Genomic DNA, 26,262 nt, shown 5'->3' on the forward strand with positions numbered 1-26,262 from the left:
ATGCGCCGGGATACTCACCCGACGTCGCCAAGGGCCCGGACACGGTTCCACCGGACTCGTCAGCCCCCCAGCCCCCCGATGGGATCGCGGCAGGGCCCGCCTCGCATGAGATGCGGCGACGTTATAGAGCCGGCTCGAAGCGGTGCTTCAGCCGGCTCTTTTTTGCCCGCCTGTTTGGTTGCCCTGCCGTTTGCCCGCCGGCCGCGAGCTTCGCCTTGAATTCGAATCGCACACAAGCGATATCAAGCGCGCGAAAACCCGCTCAAATCTGAACTTGCGAATCCGAACCTTGGAGGCGTTCACAAATGGCGGCCGCGGAAAGCCCATCCCCAGCGTTTCAGGCTCATGCGTTTCAGGCCGATGTCTCGCGGCTGCTCGATCTGATGGTCCACTCGGTCTATTCCGAGCGCGACATTTTCCTGCGTGAGCTCGTCTCGAACGGCGCCGATGCCTGCGAGAAGCTGCGCTACGAGGCGCTGGCCGATCCGGCGCTGACCGCGGACGATAGTCATTTCCTGATCACGGTCACGCTCGACAAGGATGCAAAAACGCTGATCGTCGCCGACAACGGCATCGGCATGTCGGAGGCGGATCTGACGCAGTCGCTCGGCACGATTGCCCGCTCCGGCACCCGCGCCTTTCTCGACAGGCTGAATGCGGAGGCGAAGGAGGATGCCGCGGCCGGCAAGGATCTCATCGGCCAGTTCGGTATCGGCTTTTATTCCGCCTTCATGGTCGCAGACCGAATCGATGTCGAAACCCGCAAAGCCGGGTCGAACGAGGCCTTTCTCTGGAGCTCGGACGGCAAGGGGACGTTCTCGATCGCGCCGCTGGCCATCGACGCGGCGCCGGCGCGGGGCACCCGCGTGATTCTGCATCTGAAGGAAGACGCGGCGGGCTACCTCGAGCCGCACAAGGCTGAGCATATTTTGCGCGAGCATTCGAGCGCAATCACCGTGCCGATCGCGCTGATCGAAGCACCCGGCCAAGAGCCGCGCCGCTTGACCGAAGGCTCCGCGCTTTGGACGAAGCCGAAAAGCGCGGTGACGGAAGAGGAATATACGGAATTCTACCGCGACCTCGCCGGCCAATTCGATGCCCCGGCGCTGACGCTGCATTGGCGCGCCGAGGGCCGGCACGAATATACCGTCCTCGCCTTCGTGCCCGGCTCGCGGCCCTTCGATCTTTTCGATACGGCGCGCAAGGGCCGTGGCAAGCTCTATGTCCGCCATGTGCTGATCGCGGCGGATGCCGATCTGCTGCCGGGCTGGCTCCGCTTCGTCCGGCTTGTCGTCGATTCGGCCGACCTGCCGCTCAACATGTCGCGCGAATTGATCCAGCAAAGCCCGGTCTTCGCCGCGATCAAAAAGGCCGTCGCCAACCGCGTGATGCAGGAGCTGACCAAGCTCGAAGAAAACGATCCCGAAGCCTATGCGAAGGTCTGGGAGAATTTCGGCGCCGTCTTGAAGGAAGGTCTTTATGAAGACCCGGAGCGGCGCGATGCGCTGTTCAAGCTCGCGCGCTTCGCCTCGACCGCGGATCCCGAGGGCAAGCGCACGCTCGCCGCTTATGTCGCGGCGCTGCGGCCGAACCAGACGGCGATCTATTATCTCAACGGCGACAATGCCAAGGCGCTCGCCGCCAGCCCGCAGCTCGAAGGTTTTCGCGCGCGCGGCATCGAAGTGCTTCTTTTGTCCGACCCTGTCGATGCCTTCTGGGTCTCGACCGCGGCCGGTTACGATGGCAAGCCGTTCAAGTCGGTCTCGCAAGGAGCGGCGGACATCAAGTCCATTCCGCTGCTCGAAGGCGAGGACAAGGCAGCCGAGCCGCCGTCCGCCGCGCTCGCGTCGCTCTTTGCGCTGATGAAGCAGGAACTCGAGGGCGTGGCCTCGGACGTGCGCGCCTCGGATCGCTTGTCGGAAAGTCCCGCTTGCCTGATCGCGCCGGAACACGGGTTCGACCGGCGGCTCGAACGCATCCTGGCCGAGCATGGACAGTTGAAGGATGTCGCAAAACCGGTGCTGGAGATCAACCCCGCGCATCCGCTGATCGCGGCGCTTGCCGAAAAGGTCGGCCATGCCGACAAAGCGGCGCTCGCCGATATCATCTGGCTCGTTTTCGACGAGGCGCGGCTGCTCGACGGCGAGAAGCCGGCGAATGCGGCGGATTTCGCGACGCGGCTGACGCGCGTGCTCACCAAGGCCGTGACGGAGCCGGCCGCCAAGGCATGATCGCTCGAAGCGCATGATCGCAAAAATCGCCGCGCTGGCGCCGGCGCTCTCCCGCACTGAGGCGCAGCATGAACTGACGCGGGCTTTCGCCGCGGCCGGCATCGCCACGCCGGCGCTCGATGCGCGGCTTTTGTTATGTGCCGCGCTCGGGATCGGCCATCTCGATCTGGTGCGCGATCCGGCGCGGGCGATCGGCAATGGTGCGGTTCTCACCGCTTTGGCGCGGCGACGGATCGCCGGCGAGCCGATCGCCCGCATCTTGGGCCGTCGCGAATTTTACGGCCTCGATTTTACGCTCAGCCCGGCCGTGCTCGACCCGCGGCCGGATACCGAAATCTTGGTCGATGCGACGCTCGCGGCCTTGGCGGCGCGTAGCCACGAGCCGCTCCTTTTGCTCGATCTCGGCGTCGGCTCGGGGGCGATCCTCGGCGCGCTCCTGTCGCAATTGCCGACGGCTTTCGGCCTTGGCGTCGATCGTTCGGAAGCCGCCTGCCGCGTCGCACGCGACAATCTTGCGGCGCTGGAATTTGCGAGCCGCAGCGCGGTCGTCTGCGGCGACTGGACGAAGCCCCTCACGGGGCTTTTCGATGCCATCGTATCCAACCCGCCCTATATTGCGAGCGGCGAGATCGAGGGCCTTGCTGCGGAGGTGCGCGAGCATGATCCGCCGGGCGCGCTCGATGGCGGTGCCGACGGCCTCGACGCCTATCGGATTTTGGCGCCGGCGGCGGCGCAACTTCTGCGCCCTGGCGGGGTTGTCGCCTTCGAAGTCGGCGCCGGCCAAGCCGAATCGGTTGTGGCCTTGTTCGCGGCGACGGGGGGCTTGGGACGCGGCGAGGTGATGCGCGATCTCGGCGGCCACGCGCGGGTTTTCCTAGCGCGCCGCGAAGCTTAGCGGCGCCGAGATGCGAAGCTTGGCCGTAGGGCGAATGCGTTGCATATCCGCAACATAGGCTCAGGCTGCGGAAAAATTTTGCGAAAGTTCTTGGCGACGCGGAGGAAAGCGATTACGTTCCTGCGCAAAGATCGCCTTTCGCGAATGTTTATTGAGGTAGCGTCGAGATCATCCGTTCCGAAGCTCGGAAGGAATGATTTCCGCGTCTCACGAGCCTGATAGTGCTCGGCGCGATTGTGGCGGTTGTCCCCAACGTCTGAGGTCCCGGAAGCTGCGGGACCAGTCTCCTTCGGTCTTTAATACCGGAGGCTTTGCGTTAGCAGCTGGAGAACGGAAGCCAGCCTATCCTCTTGCCTTAGGGCGAACGATTTGTCGTGCCGACTCGGGGCCGCCTCGAGCGTCGGGAGGGATGGGTTTAGGAAACATCCAAGGAAGATCGATGAGACCAAACCAGAATAACAAGCGCATGCGGGGCCGGAACAATAACAATCGCAAGGGGCCCAATCCGCTGTCGCGTTCTTATGAGTCCAACGGTCCGGACGTGAAGATCAGAGGGACCGCCCATCACATTGGCGAAAAATATCTGCAGCTCGCCCGCGATGCGCAGTCCAGCGGCGATCCGGTGATGGCCGAGAGCTACCTGCAGCACGCCGAGCATTATTTCCGCATCATCGCTGCCGCCCAGCAGGCGCAGCAGGCCCAGTTCGGCGGCTATAACCGCCAGGGTGGCGAGGCCGAGGCCGATGAGATCGAGGAGGAAGACGATTTCGCCGGCATGTCCGACCGGTTCGCATCGCCCTCCGAGCGCGTTGCGCCGAACCAGGCGCAGCCTTATGCCGGCCAGCCGGTGCCGAACGGCCAGCCGAACTATAACGGCCAAGGCAATTATCAGGAGCGGCCGCCATACGAGCCGCGCGGCGAGCGCAACAATCGCAATTTCCAGGATCGCAACTTCCAAGATCGCAATCAAGACCGCACGCAGGACCGCAACGGCCAGGAGCGCAGCCAGGAGCGCGGCGCCTATGGCGAGCGTAACGGGCAAGCTGGTCGCGAGCAGGGCCGCGGCCGGCCGCCGCTGCGTGGCGACAATGGCCCCCGTTACGACAATGGCGGGCGCTACGAGCGGCACGAATCGCGCAATGTGAACGACGAATCGAATGGCTCGGGCTTGCCGGCCTTTATCACGGCGCCGGTGCCGGTTCGGGTTCAGCCGGAGCCGGATTTGCCGGCCGAGGCGGAAGCGGTCGGTACGGAGGTTCTGCCCCGGCCGGAGAGCGGGGCCGAGGGATTCGCGATGCGTCCGCGCCGCCGCCGCCGCAAGCCGGAGTTCGGCGAAGGCGAAACCAAGGCGCCTTACGAAGAATAACAAATCGCAGGACCGCGCGGCGCGATGGCGCATCGTTAAGGATGCGCCAATCGGCGCAATGGCGGCGCGGTCCATCTACCAATTCCGCCTCGCTTTCCTAAATCTCCTCATAAGCTCCGCTGTCGGACGTGCCGAGGCGGAATCGTCATGTCTATCCTGACGCATTTTCTTCACGCGAACCGGTATCCACTTCGCTCGAAAATGCTTTAGAACGCATGGACGGCCTTGCCATTGGGAGGTCTGGAAAGAATGAATTTCGAAAAATATACCGAACGCGCGCGCGGCTTCGTGCAAAGCGCGCAATCGCTGGCGGTCCGCGAGAACCATCAGCAATTCACCCCCGAACATCTGCTGAAAGTCCTTCTCGACGATCCGGAAGGCCTGGCAAGCGGCCTCATCACCAAGGGCGGCGGCAATGCCCGTGAGGCGTTGACGCAGACCGAACTGGCACTTGGCAAGCTGCCGAAAGTGCAGGGGGCGGGCGCCGGCCAGCTCTATGTCGCCCCGGCCACGGCGCGGCTCTTCGACAATGCCGAGCAGATCGCGCAGAAGGCGGGCGATTCCTACGTCACCGTCGAGCGGCTGCTCCTTGCCTTGGCGCTCGAAAAGGGCAGCGAGGCGGCCAAAATCCTGCAGCGAGCCGGCGTCACCCCTCAGGTGCTCAATGCCGCCATCGAGGACTTGCGCAAGGGCCGCACGGCCGACAATCCGACGGCTGAAAACGCTTATGACGCTTTGAAGAAATATGCCCGCGACCTCACCGAGGCGGCGCGCGCGGGCAAGCTCGATCCGGTCATCGGCCGCGACGAGGAAATCCGCCGCACGATCCAGGTTCTGTCGCGGCGGACGAAGAACAATCCCGTGCTCATCGGCGAGCCGGGCGTCGGCAAGACGGCGATCGTCGAAGGTCTCGCCTTGCGCATCGTCAATGGCGACGTGCCGGAAAGCCTGCGCGACAAGAGCCTGCTCGCGCTCGACCTCGGCGCCTTGATCGCCGGTGCCAAATATCGCGGCGAGTTCGAGGAGCGCCTGAAGGCCATTCTCAACGAAGTCACCACGGCACAAGGCGGCATCATCCTCTTCATCGACGAGATGCACACGCTCGTCGGCGCCGGCAAGGCGGACGGGGCGATGGATGCCTCAAACCTGCTGAAGCCGGCGTTGGCGCGCGGCGAATTGCACTGTATCGGCGCCACCACGCTCGACGAATACCGCAAGCACGTCGAGAAGGACGCGGCCTTGGCGCGGCGCTTCCAGCCCGTCTTCGTCAGCGAGCCGACGGTCGAGGATACGATCTCGATCCTGCGCGGCCTGAAGGAAAAGTACGAGCTGCATCACGGCGTGCGGATCACCGATTCCGCCATCGTCGCAGCGGCGACGTTGTCGAACCGCTATATCGCCGACCGGTTTCTGCCGGACAAGGCGATCGACCTCGTCGATGAGGCGGCGTCGCGGCTGCGGATGCAGGTCGATTCCAAGCCCGAGGAATTGGACGAGATCGACCGGCGCGTCGTGCAGTTGAAGATCGAGCAAGAGGCGCTGAAAAAGGAAACCGACGCGGCCTCCAGAGAGCGGCTGCAAAAGCTCGAGCACGAACTGGCCGAGGCGGAGGAAAAATCCGCCGCTCTGACCGCGCGCTGGCGGGCCGAGAAGGACAAGCTCGGCTCGGCACAGAAACTCAAGGAGCAGCTCGAGGCGGCGCGCACGGAGCTGTTGCAGGCACAGCGCCGCGGCGAATATCAGCGCGCCGGCGAACTGACCTACAGTCTCATCCCCGAGCTTGAGAAGAAGCTTGCCGAGGTTGAATCGAAGAGCGGCGCGGCCCTGGTCGATGAGGCGGTTAGCGCCGATCACGTCGCCCAGGTCGTCTCGCGCTGGACCGGCATCCCGGTCGACAAAATGCTCGAAGGCGAGCGCGGCAAGCTGCTGCGCATGGAAGACGACCTTGCCAAGCGCGTCGTCGGCCAGGCCGAGGCGGTCGCCGCGGTCGCCACCGCCGTGCGCCGCGCCCGGGCAGGCTTGCAGGACCCGAACCGGCCGATCGGCTCGTTCATGTTCCTCGGGCCGACCGGCGTCGGCAAGACCGAATTGACCAAGGCACTGGCAGAGTTCCTGTTCGACGACGAGACGGCGCTGATCCGCATCGACATGTCGGAATATATGGAAAAGCACTCGGTCGCCCGGCTGATCGGCGCGCCGCCCGGCTATGTCGGCTATGAGGAAGGCGGCGCGTTGACCGAGGCGGTGCGCCGGCGCCCTTATCAGGTCGTGCTGTTCGACGAGATCGAAAAGGCGCATCCGGACGTGTTCAACGTCCTGCTGCAGGTCCTTGACGATGGTCGCCTGACCGACGGGCAGGGCCGCACGGTCGATTTCCGCAACGTGCTGATCATCATGACTTCGAACCTCGGCGCCGAGCTTCTTGTCATGCAGCCCGAGGGGCAGGATACGGCTGCGGTCCGCGACGAGGTGATGCAGATCGTCCGCGCGCATTTCCGCCCGGAGTTCCTAAACCGCATCGACGAGATCATCATGTTCCACCGGCTACGCCGGCAGGACATGGCGGCGATCGTCGATATTCAGATCAACCGGCTCTCGCGTCTCCTCGAGGACCGCAAGATCGTCCTCGAAATGGCCGAAACGGCGCGCGAATGGCTGGCCGAAAAGGGCTATGATTCGGCCTATGGCGCGCGGCCGCTGAAGCGGGTGATCCAGAAGGCCTTGCAGGATCCCTTGGCGGAAAAAATCCTCGCCGGCGAGATCCACGACGCTGCCGTGGTGAAGATCGGCGGCGGCCCGCAAGGCCTCGTTATCGGTGCGGCGACGCCGCCGGACTCGGGCGGCAAAGGCAAGGCCAAGGTCGCCTGAACGGCGTTTCGAAAATTTACCGCCAATGGCGTCGCGCCGGGGTCCGAAACGGCCCCGGCGCACGGCCTTCAGGCGATCTTTTTCAACGCTCTTCCGGGCTGACAATCAGCGCCCGCGCCAGAGCGTCGCGGGGGGCCGAAATAAGTCCTCCAAAAACGGGAAAACGGCATTTCGGGACATGCATTTGGCGCCATTTTGGACTATATATTTGAAGTGGGTTTGAAACCCGATTCCCCTGCCAATTTTTAAAGTCAGAAAGTGCCCGAACACATGTCTCAATCTGCGTCGGCGAGCCCGAATCCTGTGCCCGAAAATGCGCATGATTCGCCCGCTGCGGAGCGCGACGGCTATGGTGCCGATTCGATCAAAATCCTGCGCGGGCTCGATGCCGTGCGCAAGCGGCCGGGCATGTATATCGGCGACACCGACGACGGTTCGGGTCTTCATCACATGGTCTATGAGGTCGTCGATAATGCCATCGACGAGGCGCTGGCGGGCTATGCCGCCAAGATCAGCGTGACGCTCAACGCCGACGGCTCCGTCACCGTGACGGACGACGGCCGCGGCATTCCGACCGACATCCATCCGGAGGAGGGCGTTTCCGCCGCCGAGGTCATCATGACCCAGCTCCATGCCGGCGGAAAGTTCGACCAGAATTCCTACAAGGTGTCAGGCGGCCTGCATGGCGTCGGCGTATCCGTCGTCAATGCGCTTTCGGTGTTCCTTAAGCTGCGCATCTGGCGCGACGGGCAGGAACATCTCGTCGAGTTTGCCGACGGCGAGACGGTGGCCCCGCTCGCGATCGTCGGTCCGGCGCCGGTCATTGACGGCCGGGCCAAGCGCGGCACGGAGGTGACCTTTCTGCCGTCGCCGAAAACCTTCAGCATGATCGAGTTCGATTTTGCAACGATCGAGCACCGGCTGCGCGAATTGGCGTTTCTCAATTCCGGCGTGCGCATCGAATTGACCGATTTGCGCTCGGCCGAAATCAAGCAGGAAGAGCTCTTCTACGAAGGCGGGCTCGAAGCCTTCGTGCGCTATCTCGACCGTACCAAGACGCCGCTGATCGGCGCGCCGATTCTGATCAGGGGCGAGCGCGATCGCATCACTGCCGAAGTCGCCTTGTGGTGGAACGATTCCTACCACGAGAATGTGCTGGCTTTCACCAACAACATTCCGCAGCGCGACGGCGGTACTCATCTCGCCGGCCTGCGCGCGGCGCTGACGCGTCAGGTGACGGGCTATGCCGAGAGCTCCGGCCTCACCAAACGCGAAAAGGTCGATCTCACCGGCGATGATTGCCGCGAGGGCCTGACTTGCGTTCTGTCGGTCAAGGTGCCCGATCCGAAATTCTCGTCGCAGACGAAGGATAAGCTCGTCTCCTCCGAGGTGCGCCCGGCGGTCGAAGGCCTCGTCAATGAGATGCTCGGCATCTGGTTCGAGGAACATCCGCAAGAGGCCAAGACCATCGTCGGCAAGGTGGTCGAGGCAGCGCAGGCGCGCGAAGCGGCGCGCAAGGCGCGCGAACTCACGCGCCGCAAAGGCGCGCTCGATGTCGCCAATCTGCCGGGCAAGCTCGCCGATTGTCAGGAACGCGATCCGTCGAAATCGGAACTGTTTCTCGTCGAGGGCGATTCGGCGGGCGGCTCCGCCAAGCAGGGCCGTGATCGCGAGTTCCAGGCGGTGCTGCCGCTGCGCGGCAAAATCCTCAACGTCGAGCGGGCGCGTTTCGACAAGATGCTGTCCTCGCAGGAGATCGGCACGCTGATCACGGCGCTCGGCACCGGCATCGGTCGCGAGGATTTCAATCCCGACAAGCTGCGCTACCACAAGATCATCATCATGACCGATGCGGATGTCGACGGTTCGCATATCCGCACGCTGCTGCTGACTTTCTTCTTCCGCCAGATGCGCGAATTGATTGAGCGCGGCCATGTCTTCATCGCCCAGCCGCCGCTCTATAAGGTCAAGCGCGGCAATTCCGAGCAATATCTGAAGGATGAGCGGGCGCGAGAAGATTATCTCATCGACAGCGGCCTCGACGGCGCCGTGCTGCGGCTGGCGAGCGGCGAAGAGCGCGCTGGCCAGGATTTGCGCGCCGTCGTCGAAGAAGCGCGGGTCATCAGGCAGGTGCTGGCCGGCCTGCATTCGCGCTACGACCGCAGCATTGTCGAACAGGCGGCGATCGCTTGCGCCTTGCAGCCGATCCACGCGGACGATGATGCAACGGCGATTGCGCATGCGCAAGAGATCGCCGAGCGGCTCGACCGCTTTGCCGACGAGATGGAGCGCGGCTGGTCCGGCACGGTCGCGGACGGCGGCTATCAGTTCGCGCGCGAATTGCGCGGCGTCCGCCAGGTCTCGGTGCTCGACCCGGCGCTGCTCGCCTCGGGCGAGGCACGCCGGCTCAACGACCATGCGCAAGCGCTGCACGACATCTATGGCCTGCCCGGGAAATTCATCCGCCGCGGCGAGGAGAAACTCGTCGGCGGCCCGTCGCAGCTTGTCGAACTTGTCATGGCAGCAGGGCAGAAGGGCATTTCGCACATCCAGCGCTACAAGGGCCTCGGCGAAATGAATGCCGAGCAATTGTGGGAGACGACGCTCGACCGCAACGTCCGCTCGCTGCTGCAGGTGAAGATCAAGGAAGGCGACGAGGCCGACGACATTTTCGTCAAGCTGATGGGTGACGTTGTCGAGCCGCGCCGCGAATTCATCCAGGAGAACGCGCTGAACGTCGCCAATCTCGACGTGTGAGGTTGGCGCGCTGGACAGTCTCGCTAAAGATGAGAAACGTCCAGCAAAAGTTGAGAACTTTCCAGGCGCTTTTTTGCTCTTTCACGGCAAAAACAGGGGTTCGATTCCCCTTGGGCGCGCCAACTAAATCAGCACTTAGATTTAAAATCTACTCGCCGCTTCACGCCTCGCATCCGCTGGCGTGGAGGTTGCACACCTTCGGCTCTCCACGCGTCACAAACTGGAGAGCCGTTTTTCAGCGCGCCCTAACTCGGCGCGCTTTTTTATCACTCATGGTCGCCGTCAGCAGGAACTCTGGCCGATCCGGTGAGGTTATAGGCACCCCCACGCAGTGAAAGGAGAACTCAAAGAATGTCCACGTGGCAACCGCCGAGAGAGCCTGAGAAAAAACACGAGCCACCGCCGAAACCTCATCGTCCACCGCACGAGGCGACCTACGAGGGGCTTGCCCATGTCTCGCAACAGATCGCAGATTTAAAGGCGCAACTTGACCGTATTGAGTCTGCAATTAAGAAATAGATTTACCACCGCGTAATTAGGGTTATGCCCCCGATCATCAAAGCCGCGCCGATAAGGCGCGGCGTATTCAAAGTATGCACTGGCATTCTAAATAGGCCCAGTGCATCGATAGTCAGCGACATTACAATGTTTGCGGTAATGGTTAGACCGGCAAAGGCACCCGCTCCGACCCTATCAACAAACATAAGTCCTGCGACGACCGCGAATGCGCCAACTACCCCACCGAGCGGCGCCCACCAAGGCATGTCCTTAAGTCCTTCAGCGTTTGGGAATGGATAAGGCTGGCAGACCAAAATGCAAAACAGAAAGGCGATGATCGGCAGAAATGAAACGACACTCGCTAGTCAAGGATTGATCAGAGCGCCACGAAGTGCTCCGTTCATAGGCGGACCCCAAGCCTGCAATGCGCGAGACACAACGATGATAACGTAGATCCAAACGGCGCTCGCTTCGCGCATGGCATGCTCCAAATTGCTTTGTGGAATGTGCGATTAAATGCGCAAAACGGAGGTCTTGTTCCGAAGAGGAACCTGTCTGCGTCGCCGCCCTTCTCGATGAATCCGATTAGAGCAACGGTCTTCCATCTTTCGGCCACGGCTCCTCGCCTTTCTCTATCCTCGCCCATCGCTCCCATTTTTCGAGCACTTCGGGACGCGCCGTGCTGCTCGCATAGCTCGGCTGAAATATCCTGCTTCGCCTGTGAGCCATTCGGCCATTTCATCAATCTTGCCATTGATCCCGATATGGCCTGATAGGCTGGACCCTGTATTGTCACTTCGCTTGGATCTTCCCGAGCTGGGTATTAAAGGCGCGGCACAGACTTAAGACGGCAGCAGGATCACGCGGAAAATCTCGCCTATGAGCGGTGCCTCGCGCCTTGCTCGTTGCAGCTTGCCCCTCCTCGTTCGCTCGCGGTTCCTGCGGCTTATTGGGCAGCGGTGCGGCCACTTCCATCGCCTCCGTCTGGAGCGCGTCTCGCAAAGTTATAGTTTTTCATGACTTTGTTTCTCAGCCTTTGCTGGTCTGTCCACGCGCGTAAGCAGTCATTCAAATCTCCGCGAGCGGTGTATCGGGCTCACCAAAAGCAGCTGAGTTTAAGGGCGCCGAAGCGTCTCCCGGCCGGTGTGCGGCGATGCGTCACTTGCGAGGCCGGAATCGGCAAGACTACAAGTAGAGAATGAGTCTTCGGATGCCGAAGTGGCGGTCCTCGTGGTATTTTGGAACTATCGCGCCACTCTTTGTGGTCATCGCGGCGATGACCGTTCTGGTTTCCTACTCGCCGACTCTCTATCGCATGTTTTGCGCTGCCACTGGCCTTGCCGGAACGACGCAGCGAGCGACTGTGGCCCCGGCGCCCAGCGGCGCCGCGACCGATTCAAGGGAAATCACGGTCCAATTCGACGCCAACGTCGGCAACGGTCTTGACTGGGATTTCCGCCCGAGCCAGGGCTCAGTGAAGGTGAAGCTCGGTGTTGCGACCCGAGTCACTTTCGTCGCCCATAACCGTTCGAACAAGACCTTGGTCGGCCGCGCCGTCTACAACGTCACCCCATATCAGGCGGGACCGTTTTTCTACAAAATTCAGTGTTTCTGCTTCACCAACGAGAAGCTCGGACCGGGGGAAACGGCTGTAATGCCGGTGCTGTTCTTCATCGATAAGGCCTATGCGACGGATCCAACCGCGAGGCTGTTCGACGAACTCACTCTCTCTTACACATTCTATCCGAAAAACGATCTGACGCCCGAGGCCATAAGGCAGGCGCGCGATCTTGCGACGGGATCGAAACTGGAGGACGCTGCCATTCACCAGAACGGCAAGCAGGCCTTCGACAATGACGCGCCGCGGCGCTAGCGCATCTCAGCACGGGTTCTCGCATGCGGCCGATGAATTGGATTGCCCTCGTTGCGACCGTGGCCGCTGCGGCGGCGATTGGTGTCGTGCGGTTTGCGGGGAACGACCTGTCTGGGACCTATAGACCCAAAACGGACGCCCCGATCGCCCCGCCGACCATGCCGCCACCCGAGACCTTCGCCGCAATCTTCACGCCCTGCGCCCACTGTCACGAGATTGGCGCCGGCGCTCGCCCTATGGCCGGGCCGCCGCTGACCGGGATCATCGGCCGAAAGGCAGGCTCCTACCCGGGCTATCCCTATAGCCAGGCCTTGCGCAGCAGCGGCCTCACTTGGAACGACGCAACCCTCGCCCGCTTCATCGCGGATCCGCAGGCGGTCGTGCCCGGAACGCGGATGATTTTCGGCGGCCTCCCCAAGGGGGATATCGCTGCGTTAATCTCATTCATCAAGGCGGCGAGCGCCGCGCCGAACGCCAGCGCGGCCGCCACGATTCTGTCACCGTCGACGCTCGCCATTGGCGGCCCGTTTGAACTCATCGATACGAAGGGGCGCAAAGTCACGCAGAACGACCTCCTGGGCAAGCCGAGCGCGCTGTTTTTCGGCTACACAAATTGCCCGGACGTCTGCCCCACGACGCTGGCGGAGTTAACGCGGTTGATGAAAGAATTGGGGCCGGACGCGAATAGGCTGAACGTCGTCTTCGTTACCATCGACCCGGCGCGCGATACGGCTGCCGAGCTTGCGACATACCTTTCTTCCTTCGATCCACGCATCCGCGGCCTCACTGGTACTGACGCGCAGATCGCAACGATCGCCAAGGCCTATCACGTCTACTATGCCCGCGTGGCCGGAGAGGGCGGCAATTACTCGATGGACCACACCGCGACCGTTTATCTGATGAACGCGAAAGGCGGCTTCGTCGGCACTCTTAGCACCGAGGAAGACGACCGCACCTCACTCGCCAAGCTTCAACGCCTCGTGCGAGCAGCGAGCTGACTCTTAGGAGACGCGCTGACAGCGCCGCCGGGCTTATGTGTTGCGATAGCCGGCCGCCTTTCATTGGTCCTCGAAGATCGCCTCGATCGGCCGGCCGAAGAGGCGCGCGATCTTGAACGCAAGCGGCAGGCTCGGGTCGTATTTGCCGGTCTCGATGGCATTCACGCTCTGGCGCGAGACGTCGAGACGCTCGGCGAGTTCCGCCTGGCTCCAGCCGCGTTCGGCCCGCAGCTCTTTGAGTCGATTCTTCATGGACCGGCGCCTCTAGCACTTTGCCGCCCACCAGCCGGCCCTGGCCACCAAGGTGGAGAGCAACTGGGCGAAGACGAGGCCCACCCATCCCAGTGCAAAGTAGACGCCGGGCGTACCGCGGTGACCGACAAGCCGGGCGAGGACCGTGCCGCCGTTCTCGAGCCACAACAGCATGATCGGCGCGGTCAGCAGGATGGCTGTCGTGGAGCCGATGAACCAGGCAAGCTTTCGCGCGTCCTTTTCCCTTTCGTCGAGCCGGCGCCAGGTGATCATCCAACCGACCGCCGCCGCCCAGGCGAGGCTGGCGAACTTGGCCAGCGCCAGCCAAGGCGCCGCGCTCTGCCGATCATGACCGTAGACGGCCAAGATGAGGGCGGCCGCGCCGAACCAGATCAAGACTGCGCCGAAAACGGCGACCGCAATGGATCCGAAGATGGCGACTTGCCGGCGGCTGGGCATGGCAGAAACTCCGAGGTGTCAAGCAAACTTGTCATAAGCGATGACGCGTGTCAAGCCTGCTTGTCATGCTTTGACGCTGACCGCTGAGCTTCGATGCGCAAGGCGAGCGCGGCAATCAGCGGCGCACGCGGCGGAATCAGTTCGGAACGAACAAAGGCAGCTTGACGACAAGCCGGGCGCCGGCCGCAGCGCCGTCTTCGATCGCGATCGTGCCGCGATGGGCTTCGACGAGATTGCGGACGATGGCGAGGCCAAGACCCGCGCCGCCTGTGCTGCGGCTCCGCGAGGTTTCGAGGCGCACGAACGGCTCGAGCAGGGCCTCGCGCTGATCCGGCGGAATGCCGGGCCCCTCATCCTCGACGCTCAAGATGAGCGCCGTGCGCTCGCTTTTCAAAACGACATGCGCGACATGCCCATAGTGCAGGGCATTGTCGAGGAGATTGCCGACGACACGGCGAAGCGCAAGCCGGTCGCCGAGAACGCTCGTCCCGCGCGCCCCGAAATCGATGTGAAGCGTGATGAAACTTCCGGCGTCCTGCCGGTCCTCGATCTCACGGCTGACGAGCTTGTCGAGTTCGATGAGTTCCTCGCTCAATTCCCCGGCGCCGGCCCGGCTCGCAAGGACGGCATCGTCCAAGAGACGGATCATGTCGGAAATGTCGCCAATCGCTTTGGCGCGCTCGGATTCGTCCGGAATTTGATCAACTCGCAGGCGCAGACGCGTGGCGAAGGTCCGCACGTCATGCGAGATCCCGCCGATCAGCGCCATCCGCGCGTTGAGCAGCGTTTTCAGCCGTTGCTGAAGCCGATTGAAAGCGAGGACGACGGCCTCGATCTCCGGCGCACGGGTTTTGAGCGGCGGCAAGGGCGCCGGCGTGCTTGTCGGGTCGATCCGATCGACGGCCGCGGCAAAGCGCGACAATGGTCGCATTTCCCGATTCAACAGAACGAGCGCGATCAGCGCGACAAGCGTGCCGAGCAGGCCGGCGCCAAACCCGACGGGCAATCCAAACCGCGTTGTCGGCAGCGTCTCGGCCGCATCGACGACCAGGAGATCGCCGGTCTTCAAGGCAATCCGAAATTCGAAGAGTTTTGCACCGAGGATTGCCGGCCAAAAGAAATGCCGCTGCCGCGCCACGGTCATGCTGAACGGACGCGGCGCCAAGGCCGCTGCATAACGCGCCCGCAGCGCCGCCCTGGCCGCAAGGGCGTTGGCATCGGCGATCTTGGCATCGGCTCCAAGATGCGCGGAAAGATTGCTTGTCTTGCCGATCGCATCGAGGATGAGCTGGCGCTGCCCGTTTGGCGTTTGCTCGATCAAGCTCGCGAGCGCGGCGAGTTGTGCGGGCGCCGGCCGGATGGTGCCCAAGTCCCATTCATGCGAGCGGTAATAAATGGCGAGCGCCAAGAGCCAGGCTATCAGCAGCGCCACGAGGACGATGAGAGTGAAGCGCGTCGCAAGGCTTAATCGGATCATCAGGCCACCAAGGCGACGGAGGCGGTGAACAAATAACCGCCGTTGCGGACGGTGTTGATCAGATTCGAGCCGGGGCTCGCCGTGTCGAGTTTCTTGCGAACCCGCGAAACGAGCATGTCGACCGTGCGATCGTAGGGATCGGCCGAGCGTCCGCGCATCCAGTCGAGGATTTGATCGCGCGTGAGAACGCGCCGCGGCCTCTGCACGAAGCAGGCGAGAAGATCGAATTCGGCAGTCGTCAACGTGACGGGCGCGCCGGCCTCGTCGGCAATCTGGCGCGCGTCCAAATCAATCACGAAACGATCGAAGGCAAAACGCCGCGCTGCCGGCGACCCGTGCGTTCTGTCGTTCACCCGGCGCAGGACGGCGCGGATGCGCGCCAACAATTCGCGCGGGCCAAAAGGCTTGACGAGATAGTCGTCGGCGCCCAATTCGAGACCGACGACGCGATCGATCTCATCGCTCTTTGCGGTCAGCATCAAAATCGGAATCGTGTCGCGCAAGCGAAGCCTGCGGCAGATCGAGAGCCCGTCTTCGCCCGGCAGCATGAGATCGAGAACGATCAAATCGGGCCGCACGCGGCTCAAAACGGCATCCATTGCCGCTGCGCCATCGGCTTCCTCGAAGCTAAATCCTTCGCCGCGCAGCAGGTCGCGGACGAGCCGGCGGATATCGGCGTCGTCTTCGACGATCAAGATCGTGGCGCCATGTCGATCCATGAAATCTGCCATGCACTGTGTCTGCGCGGCACGGCTGCCGAAAGCAAGGGCCCAAGAGCCAATTTTACAAGCTGTTACGCGCGGTTGACCAGATACAACAAATCGATGCTGCGAGGACATACGCCGCTGACCGACGGCGCGCATCGTCACGGGCGATCCTAATCGAGGAGGAAACACCGTGCAGGGTCTTCGCGGCCTCTATGGTCACCACACCGCGCAGTCGATCGTGATTTTCGCCGCTCTCGGCTTCATGGGGCTGGAATATTTTCTGAGCCGTCTCGCGCATCGCGCGGACACGCACGATCTTGCCGAAAGCGCGTCGTCGCTGTCGATCGCCATCGGTCGCCACTTTGTTCATGCGTTCGAGGCCGGCATCGTCGCATTGCCATACGCCTTCGCCTATGAGCATCGCCTCCTTCAATTTTCGTCAACCTCGGCGCCGGCGCTCGTTGCTTTGTTCTTCGCGACGGAATTCGCCTATTACTGGCAGCATCGGCTCGCGCATCGGATCCGTTGGATGTGGGCGAGCCATGCCGTTCACCATTCGCCGACGAAGATGAACCTGACCGCCGCCGTGCGACTCAGCTGGACGGCAAATATCTCGGGCAGTTTTCTGTTTTTTCTGCCGCTGGTTTTGATCGGGTTCCACCCGTTTGCCGTCATCGGCATGCTGGGCTTGAACCTGTTCTATCAATTTTTCATTCACACCGAACTCGTGCGCAGCCTCGGGCCGCTCGAATGGGTCCTGAATACGCCGGCGCATCACCGCGTTCATCACGCATCGAACGGGCCGTGCTTGAACAAAAATTTCGGCGGCATTCTCATCATATTCGATCGCCTGTTTGGTAGCTTCGCCGAAGCGCCGATGGACGAAGTGCTGCGCTATGGGCTCGCCGGCGGCGCCCGCGCGCGCAATCCTCTCGGCATCGTTTTTGGCGAGTGGGTGGCGATCGCACGCGATATCGCGGCGGCGCCCTCCCTCTCGGCCAAGCTGCACTGCTTGGTCGCGGCGCCGCAAGTTTCGAAAGCGCCAAGCGCAAAAGGCGCCGTGCGCGCCGTGATCGAAAATGCCGCAGTCACCCTCATCTACCCAGGAGAATGAACCCATGACTCTGATGAAAGCGAAAACCGTCGTTGTCGGCGCTGCGATCCTCGCCGCCGAGGCTCTTTTGACCGGTGCAAGTGCGCAGAGCATACGGCAAGCCTGTCGCGGCGATTACCAACAATTCTGTGCCGGCGTGCAGCCTGGCGGCGGGCGTATCAAGGCTTGTCTCAAGAGCCACGCGGATCAATTGTCAGCAGAGTGCCGGCAGGCTCTTGAACCGGGCGCGGGCGCTGCACCGAAGACTGGCGACGACGGGCAGGATAATCCCTACCCGCCTCGGTCGGATGATCAAACGACCGGCATTTAGCGCCTTGAGAAAGCGGCTGCAATTGCTGCGGATTGCGGCCGCCACGCGTCGCGTCGATCGGCCGAATCCGAGCCGACGGACGATCGACGCCTGACACGTCGTTACAAAGCTTTGACCAAAAGACACAAAACGTTGTGCCGGCGTCAAGCGCGGATGAAACCGCACCGGCAAGCTCGCGCCATAGCCATCGCGATGGCTATCGAGGTCTCTCGCTAAACGCCGAAGTCGCGCCGGCAAGAGCTATCGAACAACACACGGAGCACTGCAATGATACGCAAGCTGATCTTGGTTTCCACGCTGGCCGCCGGATTCGGCGCCGTCACGATGTCCTCGCCGGCCGAGGCGGGTGGCTGGGTCTATCACAGCGGATATTATCACGGCGGCTATCACGCTTGGGGCTACCATTATTATGGCGGCTACCACGGATGTTGCTACGGGGCCGGCGCCGCCGCCGGTGCGGTCGCAGGATTGGCGGTTGGGACAGCCGTCGGCGCCGCCGCGGTGCGCGCGCACCCGGTCTATGCCGCACCGCCGGTCGTCTATGCGCCGCGCGCCTATTATTACGTTCCCTGATCGCGTGGCGGTTCGGTTGGTCCGTGCGGCTCCGCTTTGATCGGAGCCGCCTCACTAAAACGATATTTATGGGCGCAATCGCCGGCGAACTTCGCTAAACTCCTCGGGTAAACGATGTTTTCGCGAGGATTTCGATGAAGTTTACCGTTGCGCTTGCGGTCCTGGCCTCGGTCGGCGCGGCCTCTGCCAGCCGCGCCGACAGTTTCGTTTTTCCGGGCGGAGTCATCATCGGTACGACTGCGGGCATCGCCGCCGCGACGCGGACGCAGGATGCCGGGCCGCCGGCGCCGCCCGCGCCTTACACATCGGGTTATTTCGGCTATGCGGGTCGTGGCCCCTATGGGACGCGCTGTTGGATCGAGCCGACGCAGGCATGGGACGGCTATGGCTTCGTCGAGGCGCGTGTTCGAACGTGCTATTGACGCGCATTTTGTATTTCAGAATCTTCACTTCATGAAGCTCTACATGTTCTATGTCGGCGGCAACTGCGGCACGTCGAACGTCGAATTGCACGATGTCCGCTTCTCGGTGGGAGAGGCGCCCGAAGATTGCTATGCGGACCTGCGCCGGCAATGGTGGGGGGATCCGGAAAGTCTGCACCTCGATGCCTGGGGCGCCGTCGAGCAGGCCGACGGATACGACATTGCGATCGTCGCGGGGATGCCGGGCACGACAACGGACGAAAAATTGTTCTTCGTGAATCTTGGCGGTTATGATCGCGCCGAATTCGGCGAGCTTCACAAGAACCTGCTGCTGGTCGCCGCCGATGCCAGTGCCGCGAAAGCCAAAGCGCTGGCGCAAATCGAGGGCTGGTTCCTGCCGCATAAGGACAAGATTTTCGAGGTCGAGAAAGCCATCGACGTCACGGCTTCCGTGGCGGCAACAGGCTATTCGCTCGAGCTCACAAAGGCGGCCGATGCGCGGGCGTTCCTGTTTACCTGCAATTACGTTCCGATCGGCTGAACAGACGGCACCGTTCACCCTTTCTGTGACGTCCTGTCGGCCATCGGGATGATCTCCGCGCTGTTGGCGGAGAGAGGGCGCGGCCAGACTTGGTTGCGGCCGTTGCGCTTGGCCGCATAGAGCGCCGCATCGGCGCTGGCGATGATTTCGGCGATATTGAGCACATGGCCGGGCTGCGAACACGCGGCGCCGAAGCTTGCCGTCACCACCGCGTCCGCGCCAAGCGCCGGATGGGGGATGGCGGCATGTTCGATCGCTTGGCGCATCCGCTCGGCGATCCGGACCGCCTTTGTCAGCGGTGTCTTCTGCAGCACGATGATGAATTCTTCGCCGCCGAAACGGAAGGCATGGTCGGCTTGGCCGCGCAACTCGGCTTGAAGGATGCCGGCGACGCGCTTGAGGCAGAGATCGCCTGCCTGATGCCCGGAATTGTCGTTGAACAGTTTGAAATGGTCGATGTCGAGCAGCACGATCGCGAGCTCGCCGGCGGCGGCGATCGCCTGCTCGCAGGCGGCAAGCGTCTCCTCGAGCGAGCGGCGGTTGCCAAGCCCGGTCAGCGCATCGCGGCGGCTCATCCTGTCGAGTTCGCGATTTTGCGCACGGCCGCGAAGCGAGAACAGATAGTGCAGCCGCAGATCGCGCTCCATCGTATAGGAGGCGACGAGCGCGAAGATCACCGTGGCGCCGAAGACCATATTGATCGCGACCTGTTGCCCCGGGGTGTAGTGGTAGAAATGCGCGACGGCCCAAATATGCGCCGCGAGGAAGCCGAGGCAGGTCGGTACGAGATAGAAGAACCGCGTCCGCTGCACCACGGTCATGAAGAGGACGAGGAGGGTCATCGATTCATGCAGCGTGCCTTGCAGGGCCGGCCCGCTGACGGCCATCAGATAGATGACCGTTCCGACGGCGACGGCGCCGCCGCCAAGGCAGATGATGCTTTCGCGGATGACGGCGCGCGGCGTCGTGTAAAGCACCGCGACCAGAGTGAGCGCAACGGGCGTGAAGAAAGCGACGCGCACCCAGAGCGCGGTCCAGAACAGGCTTGGCGTCGCCCACCAATCGGCGATTGCAAAAAGATCGTAGATGACGATCCCGATATAGGCGCGAACGATAAGCTCGCGGCACCTTTGGCGGCCCGTGTCGCGCTCGAACGTCGCCTCGAGTGCGTCGGGGAAGCGCAACAGCCAGCTTCTCGAACCGATGGCTTCGTCAATGGCGTCGAGGTCGATCTGCATTGACGGCGAAATATCTTCGGCGTTCCCCACCATGCCTGCGAAGCGCATCCTATAAGGCCAATCCGAGGACGAGGGCGAAGATTTCAGCGCGCGGTCTCCGCATCGACCGTCTCCGCATCGATCGCGTCTTTGCAACCGTCGCGCGCGACCCATAACTTTTCTGCCAAGGCGGGCCGTGCGCAACGGTAACAAAATCCGCGCAATCGGCGTAATAATGCCGGAAGCGTGAAGCCCGCAAGCCGCGCAAGGGAGTGAGAACCATGGATGCCAAGCAATTCCCCGTGACCCATACCGACGCCGAATGGCGCAAGCTGCTGACGCCCGAGCAATATCAGATCATGCGCGGGCATGGCACCGAGCGGCCGGGGTCCTGTGCGCTGAATTATGAGAAGCGCGCCGGCAGCTTTGCCTGCGCCGGCTGCGGCCAGACGCTGTTCGTCTCGAACACAAAATTCGAAAGCGGCACGGGCTGGCCGAGCTTCAACGATCCGGTACCCGGCGCGGTCGAGACCTCGGAAGACAATAGTTATGGCATGCGCCGGGTCGAGGTGCATTGCAGCCGCTGCGGCAGCCATCTGGGCCACGTCTTCCCCGACGGCCCGCCGCCGACGCATCAGCGCTATTGCATCAATGGCGTCGCGATGAATTTTAAGCCGGAATAAGGCCACGCGTCATGGCCGGGGCTCCCCCGGCCATGACGCCGGTCAGGGGATATAGACCGCCTCGATGACTTTCAGCTTCTCGCCCATCGGGTCGAGTTCGAGCCGGACGACCTCGGCCATCAGCTTGTCGCGGAATTTATAGGCCCGGCGCCAGCCGTCCTCGGTCGATGGCGGCCAGGGCGTAAAGCTTGCCTTATCGACCATCAGCGCCTCGCAGCGCAGATTGCGGCTCTTGGCGGGGCCTTTGATGTTGCGGGCGATGATATACATGGGCCTCGATCCGCAGCGCATCCGATAGGCTAGTTTAGCGCGCCCGAGGCGTTTGTCACGGCGCGATTTTGCCGTCTTGCGCTGGGCTGGCGGATGCTCGGCAGTCGATTAAAATCGGCTCGGATGTTTCTAGCGCGGACCCCCATGAGCAGAGAAAGCTTTCGCCGTCTGCAAGAGCGGCTTGGCGACCCGCTCCTGACCGCTTTGACGGTCATGATGATGTTGCTTCTGTTTGTCACCGGCCCCTTGGAAGCCAGCGGCGTCACTGCCGCGCATTTCTTCGGCATCCTCTTTGCCTGTGTGCTCGTTGCCGCCGTCTTCTTCGTGTCCGGCAGCCCGTTGGCCCTGGCAGGGACCGGGATCGCGCTCGTTCTTTCGATCGTCACGAGCTCGCTGCGGGCGCACCATCCGTCGATCGTCGATGTCTATCTCGAGGCGTCGGGCTGGCTGGTTGCCGGCATGACACTGTTCGTCGTCGTTGCCCGCGCGGTCTTTGCGCCGGGACGGATCACGTTTCACCGGATCGTCGGGTCGATCCTGCTTTATCTCGACGTCGGGCTGATCTTCGCGGCCCTCTACGGCTTGGTCGCGCTGACGGCCCATCACGGCGCATTTTCCGGCTTGCCGCCGCTGAACGATGATCCGTCCGTCGGCTCGAACGTCATTTATTTCAGCTTCGTCACGCTGACGTCGGTCGGCTATGGCGACATCGCGCCCGTGCATCCGATTGCCCGTGCGCTCGCCAATATCGAGGCGATCATCGGCCAACTCTATCCGGCGACCTTGCTTGCGCGCCTCGTGACGCTGGAACTCGCCCACCGCAACAACGGATGAGCCTCACGAATCCATTTTCAGCGCGGCGATGAACGCTTCCTGCGGGATTTCCACCTTGCCGAATTGGCGCATCTTCTTCTTGCCGGCCTTCTGCTTTTCGAGGAGCTTGCGCTTGCGCGTGGCGTCGCCGCCATAGCATTTGGCCGTCACGTCTTTGCGCAAGGCGCGCACCGTCTCGCGGGCGATGATCTTGCCGCCGATCGCCGCCTGAATCGGAATCTGGAACATATGCGGCGGGATCAGCTCCTTCAGCTTCTCGACCATGACGCGGCCGCGTAGTTCGGCGCGGTCGCGATGCACAAGCATGGAGAGCGCATCGACCGGCTCGGCATTGACCAGGATCGACATTTTGACGAGATCGCCTTCGCGATAATCGGTGATATTATAGTCGAAGCTGGCATAGCCTTTCGACAGCGATTTCAGCCGGTCGTAGAAATCGAAGACGACTTCGTTGAGCGGCAGGTCATAGACCGCCATGGCGCGCGCGCCGACATAATTCAGATCGACCTGCACGCCGCGCCGCTCCTGGCAGAGTTTCAGCACTGCGCCGAGGTAATCGTCCGGCGTCAGGATCGTCGCGCGAATCCACGGCTCCTCGATCCGCTCGATCCGCGTCGGGTCGGGCATGTCGGCGGGGTTGTGCAGCGAAATCGTCTCGCCGGAGCGCAGCACGATCTGATAGACGACGGAGGGCGCGGTCGCGATCAAATCGAGATTGAATTCGCGCTCCAGCCGCTCCTGGATGATTTCGAGATGCAGTAGGCCGAGGAAGCCGCAGCGGAAGCCGAAGCCGAGCGCCGCCGAGGTCTCCATCTCGTAGGAAAAGCTCGCATCGTTGAGGCGCAGCTTGCCCATCGCCGCGCGCAGATCGTCGAAATCGGCGGCGTCGACCGGGAAGAGGCCACAGAAAACCACCGGCTGCGCCGGCTTGAAGCCGGGCAGGGCCTCGGCCACCGGATGGCGCTCGTCGGTGATCGTGTCGCCGACGCGGGTATCGGCGACCTGTTTGATCTGCGCGGTGATGAAGCCAATTTCGCCGGGGCCGAGTTCCTCGACATCCTGCATCTTGGGCCGGAAGACGCCGATACGGTCGATCACATAATGCGCGTTGGTGCCCATCATGGTGATCTTCTGGTGCTTCTTCATCACCCCGTCGAAGATGCGCACCAGGACGACGACGCCAAGATAGGCGTCATACCAGGAATCGACGAGCAGCGCCTTCAAGGGCGCGCTTCGATCGCCCTTCGGGGCCGGCAGGCGATGGACGATGGCTTCCAGAACGTCTTCGATGCCAAGGCCGGTCTTGGCCGAGATGAGAACCGCATCGGAGGCATCAAGCCCGATCACATCCTCGATCTGCTGCTTGATGCGCTCGGGCTCGGCCGCCGGCAGATCGATCTTGTTGAGCACCGGCACGATCTCGTGGCCGGCGTCGAGCGCGTGATAGACATTGGCCAGCGTCTGGGCTTCGACGCCTTGGCTCGCATCGACGACGAGCAGCGAGCCTTCGCAGGCGGCCAGCGAACGCGAGACCTCATAGGCGAAGTCGACATGGCCGGGGGTGTCCATCAGGTTGAGGACATAGGTCTCGCCGTCCTTGGCTTTATATTCGAGCCGGACGGTCTGCGCTTTGATGGTGATCCCGCGCTCGCGCTCGATGTCCATCGAATCGAGCACTTGATCCACCATCTCGCGGGCCGAAAGCCCGCCCGTCGTCTGAATCAGGCGATCGGCAAGGGTGGATTTGCCATGGTCGATATGTGCGACGATCGAGAAATTGCGGATATTTTCAAGCTTGGTCATGCGCGGCGGGATAGCAGGCGCCCCTTATGAAAGAAAGATGTGCGTCGCACTATGCACCGCCGTTATTGATCCGAGAGCCGGAGCCATCTCTTTGGCTGGTTTGGGTTTTCGCCGCCGCGGGCGGCGGCCGGGCAGGCCCCGCCGGAGAAAAATCAACAGCCCAGCTTGACAGGCTGGTAAGTGAGTGGTCACTTACGCACCATGCAACCCCTCCGGCAACCCATCCGACTTTCGCGCGACCATCGTCGCCAGCAGATTCTCGAATGCGCGCTGCCGCTCTTCGCCCGGCATGGCTTTGCCGGCACGACGACCCGCCGGATTGCCGACGCGGCGGGCATTTCCGAAGCGCTGCTGTTTAAGCATTTTCCGAACAAGTCCGCCATTTACGCGGCGATCCTCGCCGACATCTGCTCCGCCGATCCGGGCCTCGAGCGGCTGCGGGCCGAGCCGCCATCGACGCGGACGCTGGCGCTGATCGTCCGCGGCATGACGCATTATTTCATGACCGCCGCGGACGGGTCCGTGGCCGAAGGCAATCAGAAGCTGCGGCTGACGCTCGGAAGCTTCATTGAGGACGGTGAATTCGCCAAAGTGCTGTTCGATAAAGTCGAGCAGGTCATCGCGCCGATCTTCATCGATTCCTTGAAGCACGCGATCGAGGTCGGCGATGCGCGGCCCGGGCTCGCGAGCCCGCGCGATCTCTTCTGGTTTGCCCATCACACGGTTTGCACCTTGGCGGCGACACAACTGCCGTCGTTGCCGTCGCTCGATTACCCGCCATCGGTGCGTCTCGAGCGCGAGGTCTGCAGCTACATCCTGCGCGGTGTCGGCCTCACCGATGCCGCGATTGCGGCGCATGCCGCGCTCGACATCCCCTTTGAAAGTTTCGAATCCTCTGTTTTGGAATTTGCCAGATGACGCTCTCAGCCGAAACCGAAGTCGCAACCAGGACGGCCTATCGTAAGCCCAAGACCGATCGGCCGGTGCGCACCAAGCTTTGGTTCTCGATCGTGGCGCTGCTGCTGGCGCTGCTCGTCGGTGCGTTCTGGGGCTTCAACGAGTTCCGCAACCATATGATCGCGCAATTCTTCGCGCATATGAAAATGCCGCCCGCGGTGGTCAGCGTCGCGCCGGTCAAAACCGAGGTTCTGCCCAATCTCTTGACCGGGATCGGCGATGTCGTCGCAGTCCATCAGGTGAATGTCACGACCGATGTCTCCGGCCGCGTGGTGAAGATCATGTTCGAGCCGGGTGCGCATGTCGTCAAGGGCCAGCCGCTGGTGCAATTGTTCGACGCCCCCGAGCAGGGCGACCTCGCGAGCTTCGAGGCGCAGGCGCGCGGCGCGAAACTGTCGCTCGATCGCGCCAAGGCGCTGGCACTGCGCCAGTTCGGCCCGCAGGCGACGGTCGACGATACGCAGGCAACCTATGACCAGGCGATGGCCAATATCGCCAAGACCCAAGCGATCATCTCGCAAAAGCTGATCCGCGCGCCTTTCGACGGCGAGCTTGGCTTGCGCCACATCGAGGTCGGCCAGTTTCTCAACGCCGGCAATCAGATCGTCACGCTCACCGATCTCTCGGTCGTCTGGGTGAATTTCACCTTGACGGAGAAGGACAGTTCGCAAGTCAAGCTCGGCGAAACCGTCAACATCAGCGTCGATCCCTATCCGGGCCGCGTCTTCACCGGCAAGATCACCACGATCGAGCCGCAGATCGCCACCGACACCCGCAACGTCTCGGTGCAGGCGACCTTCGACAATGCCGATCATGCTTTGAAGCCGGGCATGTTCGCGACCGCGACCGTCCTGCTGCCGCCGAAACCGCCGGTCATGACCGTGCCGGAGACGGCCGCGGATTATTCGCTCTACGGCGATTCAGTCTTCCTCATCAAGAAAACGACGGGCAGCGACGGCAAGGAGACGACGACGGCGGTGCGCACCTTCGTGCGGACGGGTCAGCGCATCGACGGCCGCGTCGTCATCGAAGGCAAAGACATCAAGCCGGGCGACCAGGTCGTCGCCGTCGGCCAAATCAAGTTGCAATCGGGCATGGAGGTCGCGGTTTCGCACGATCCGCCGCCGGCCATTCCGGCCGCAACCAGCCCCTATTGA

23 protein-coding genes and 1 pseudogene are annotated in these 26,262 nt (G+C 62.6%); 16 read left to right on the top strand and 8 right to left on the bottom strand.

From position 1 onward, the window contains the following. Window positions 1-305: 305 nt before the first annotated feature. From htpG to gyrB, 5 genes are all read left to right on the top strand, one after another. Window positions 306-2,231, top strand: coding sequence for a molecular chaperone HtpG (htpG, locus tag Q0025_RS04415; protein WP_297296417.1), 1,926 nt, complete (start codon window positions 306-308; stop codon window positions 2,229-2,231). Between the two features lie 13 nt (window positions 2,232-2,244). Next, entirely contained in the window at window positions 2,245-3,126 is an 882-nt protein-coding gene (gene prmC / locus Q0025_RS04420) for a peptide chain release factor N(5)-glutamine methyltransferase (protein WP_297296419.1), read from the top strand. A 439-nt stretch (window positions 3,127-3,565) separates the two neighbouring features. Further along, entirely contained in the window at window positions 3,566-4,492 is a 927-nt protein-coding gene (locus Q0025_RS04425) for a DUF4167 domain-containing protein (protein ID WP_297296421.1), read from the top strand. 249 nt (window positions 4,493-4,741) lie between these two features. Beyond that, entirely contained in the window at window positions 4,742-7,360 is a 2,619-nt protein-coding gene (clpB, locus tag Q0025_RS04430) for an ATP-dependent chaperone ClpB (protein ID WP_297296423.1), read from the top strand. Between the two features lie 270 nt (window positions 7,361-7,630). After that, window positions 7,631-10,117: a DNA topoisomerase (ATP-hydrolyzing) subunit B gene (gene gyrB / locus Q0025_RS04435; protein ID WP_297296425.1), complete on the top strand. Its 2,487-nt coding sequence runs from the start codon at window positions 7,631-7,633 to the stop codon at window positions 10,115-10,117. Between the two features lie 521 nt (window positions 10,118-10,638). On the opposite strand, the pseudogene Q0025_RS04440 reads toward gyrB, so the two are convergent. Continuing rightward, a pseudogene (locus tag Q0025_RS04440) lies at window positions 10,639-10,965 on the bottom strand (DMT family transporter); the annotation flags it as partial. Between the two features lie 860 nt (window positions 10,966-11,825). Between Q0025_RS04440 and Q0025_RS04445 the strand changes: the two are divergent. Then, on the top strand, window positions 11,826-12,488 hold the full coding sequence (locus tag Q0025_RS04445) for a cytochrome c oxidase assembly protein (RefSeq protein ID WP_297296427.1): 663 nt from the start codon (window positions 11,826-11,828) through the stop codon (window positions 12,486-12,488). Between the two features lie 32 nt (window positions 12,489-12,520). Beyond that, window positions 12,521-13,486, top strand: a complete 966-nt coding sequence (locus Q0025_RS04450) for an SCO family protein (RefSeq protein WP_297296429.1) — start codon at window positions 12,521-12,523, stop codon at window positions 13,484-13,486. Window positions 13,487-13,546: 60 nt separating this feature from the next. Here the strand turns inward: Q0025_RS04450 and Q0025_RS04455 are convergent, their stop codons facing one another. The 4 genes from Q0025_RS04455 to Q0025_RS04470 all read right to left on the bottom strand — a co-directional run bounded on the left by Q0025_RS04455 (window position 13,547) and on the right by Q0025_RS04470 (window position 16,393). Next, window positions 13,547-13,738 carry a helix-turn-helix transcriptional regulator gene (locus Q0025_RS04455; protein WP_297296430.1) on the bottom strand — a complete coding sequence of 64 codons (192 nt, stop codon included), beginning with the start codon at window positions 13,736-13,738 and terminating at the stop codon, window positions 13,547-13,549. Window positions 13,739-13,750: 12 nt separating this feature from the next. After that, window positions 13,751-14,197 (bottom strand): hypothetical protein, encoded by a 447-nt coding sequence (locus Q0025_RS04460; RefSeq protein ID WP_297296432.1) that lies wholly within the window; start codon window positions 14,195-14,197, stop codon window positions 13,751-13,753. A 136-nt stretch (window positions 14,198-14,333) separates the two neighbouring features. Beyond that, window positions 14,334-15,674, bottom strand: a complete 1,341-nt coding sequence (locus Q0025_RS04465) for an ATP-binding protein (protein WP_297296434.1) — start codon at window positions 15,672-15,674, stop codon at window positions 14,334-14,336. Next, window positions 15,674-16,393 (bottom strand): response regulator, encoded by a 720-nt coding sequence (locus Q0025_RS04470; RefSeq protein WP_297296435.1) that lies wholly within the window; start codon window positions 16,391-16,393, stop codon window positions 15,674-15,676. The genes Q0025_RS04465 and Q0025_RS04470 overlap by 1 nt, the downstream gene beginning before the upstream one ends. A 178-nt stretch (window positions 16,394-16,571) precedes the next feature. Between Q0025_RS04470 and Q0025_RS04475 the strand changes: the two genes are divergently transcribed. The 5 genes from Q0025_RS04475 to Q0025_RS04495 all read left to right on the top strand — a co-directional run bounded on the left by Q0025_RS04475 (window position 16,572) and on the right by Q0025_RS04495 (window position 19,341). Beyond that, on the top strand, window positions 16,572-17,495 hold the full coding sequence (locus tag Q0025_RS04475) for a sterol desaturase family protein (RefSeq protein ID WP_297296437.1): 924 nt from the start codon (window positions 16,572-16,574) through the stop codon (window positions 17,493-17,495). A 4-nt stretch (window positions 17,496-17,499) separates the two neighbouring features. Further along, on the top strand, window positions 17,500-17,805 hold the full coding sequence (locus tag Q0025_RS04480; protein ID WP_297296439.1) for a cysteine rich repeat-containing protein: 306 nt from the start codon (window positions 17,500-17,502) through the stop codon (window positions 17,803-17,805). A 267-nt stretch (window positions 17,806-18,072) separates the two neighbouring features. Then, a complete protein-coding gene (locus Q0025_RS04485; RefSeq protein WP_297296441.1) occupies window positions 18,073-18,378 on the top strand; it encodes a hypothetical protein in 306 nt (101 codons plus the stop codon). A 134-nt stretch (window positions 18,379-18,512) separates the two neighbouring features. Continuing rightward, window positions 18,513-18,800 carry a hypothetical protein gene (locus tag Q0025_RS04490; protein ID WP_297296443.1) on the top strand — a complete coding sequence of 96 codons (288 nt, stop codon included), beginning with the start codon at window positions 18,513-18,515 and terminating at the stop codon, window positions 18,798-18,800. Between the two features lie 31 nt (window positions 18,801-18,831). Continuing rightward, entirely contained in the window at window positions 18,832-19,341 is a 510-nt protein-coding gene (locus Q0025_RS04495; protein WP_297296445.1) for a DUF1543 domain-containing protein, read from the top strand. Window positions 19,342-19,355: 14 nt separating this feature from the next. Here the strand turns inward: Q0025_RS04495 and Q0025_RS04500 are convergent, their stop codons facing one another. Continuing rightward, window positions 19,356-20,612, bottom strand: a complete 1,257-nt coding sequence (locus Q0025_RS04500) for a diguanylate cyclase (protein ID WP_297296447.1) — start codon at window positions 20,610-20,612, stop codon at window positions 19,356-19,358. Window positions 20,613-20,839: 227 nt separating this feature from the next. Here Q0025_RS04500 and msrB point away from each other — a divergent pair, with 227 nt between their 5' ends. Further along, window positions 20,840-21,241, top strand: coding sequence for a peptide-methionine (R)-S-oxide reductase MsrB (gene msrB, locus Q0025_RS04505; RefSeq protein WP_297296449.1), 402 nt, complete (start codon window positions 20,840-20,842; stop codon window positions 21,239-21,241). 42 nt (window positions 21,242-21,283) lie between these two features. On the opposite strand, the gene Q0025_RS04510 is transcribed toward msrB, so the two are convergent. Further along, complete coding sequence (locus Q0025_RS04510) at window positions 21,284-21,511, bottom strand: hypothetical protein (protein ID WP_297296451.1); 228 nt, start codon at window positions 21,509-21,511, stop codon at window positions 21,284-21,286. Window positions 21,512-21,655: 144 nt separating this feature from the next. Here Q0025_RS04510 and Q0025_RS04515 point away from each other — a divergent pair, with 144 nt between their 5' ends. Beyond that, window positions 21,656-22,345, top strand: a complete 690-nt coding sequence (locus Q0025_RS04515) for a potassium channel family protein (RefSeq protein WP_297296453.1) — start codon at window positions 21,656-21,658, stop codon at window positions 22,343-22,345. A 3-nt stretch (window positions 22,346-22,348) separates the two neighbouring features. Here Q0025_RS04515 and lepA read toward each other — a convergent pair whose 3' ends face one another. Further along, entirely contained in the window at window positions 22,349-24,148 is a 1,800-nt protein-coding gene (lepA, locus tag Q0025_RS04520) for a translation elongation factor 4 (protein ID WP_297296454.1), read from the bottom strand. 201 nt (window positions 24,149-24,349) lie between these two features. On the opposite strand from lepA, the gene Q0025_RS04525 reads away from it, so the two are divergent. Beyond that, on the top strand, window positions 24,350-25,066 hold the full coding sequence (locus Q0025_RS04525) for a TetR/AcrR family transcriptional regulator (RefSeq protein WP_297296502.1): 717 nt from the start codon (window positions 24,350-24,352) through the stop codon (window positions 25,064-25,066). Beyond that, window positions 25,063-26,262, top strand: coding sequence for an efflux RND transporter periplasmic adaptor subunit (locus Q0025_RS04530; RefSeq protein WP_297296456.1), 1,200 nt, complete (start codon window positions 25,063-25,065; stop codon window positions 26,260-26,262). Before Q0025_RS04525 ends, Q0025_RS04530 begins: the two co-directional genes overlap by 4 nt.

Origin of the sequence: uncultured Methylovirgula sp. (assembly GCF_947646745.1) — a bacterium.
Classification (GTDB): Bacteria; Pseudomonadota; Alphaproteobacteria; order Rhizobiales; family Beijerinckiaceae; genus Methylovirgula.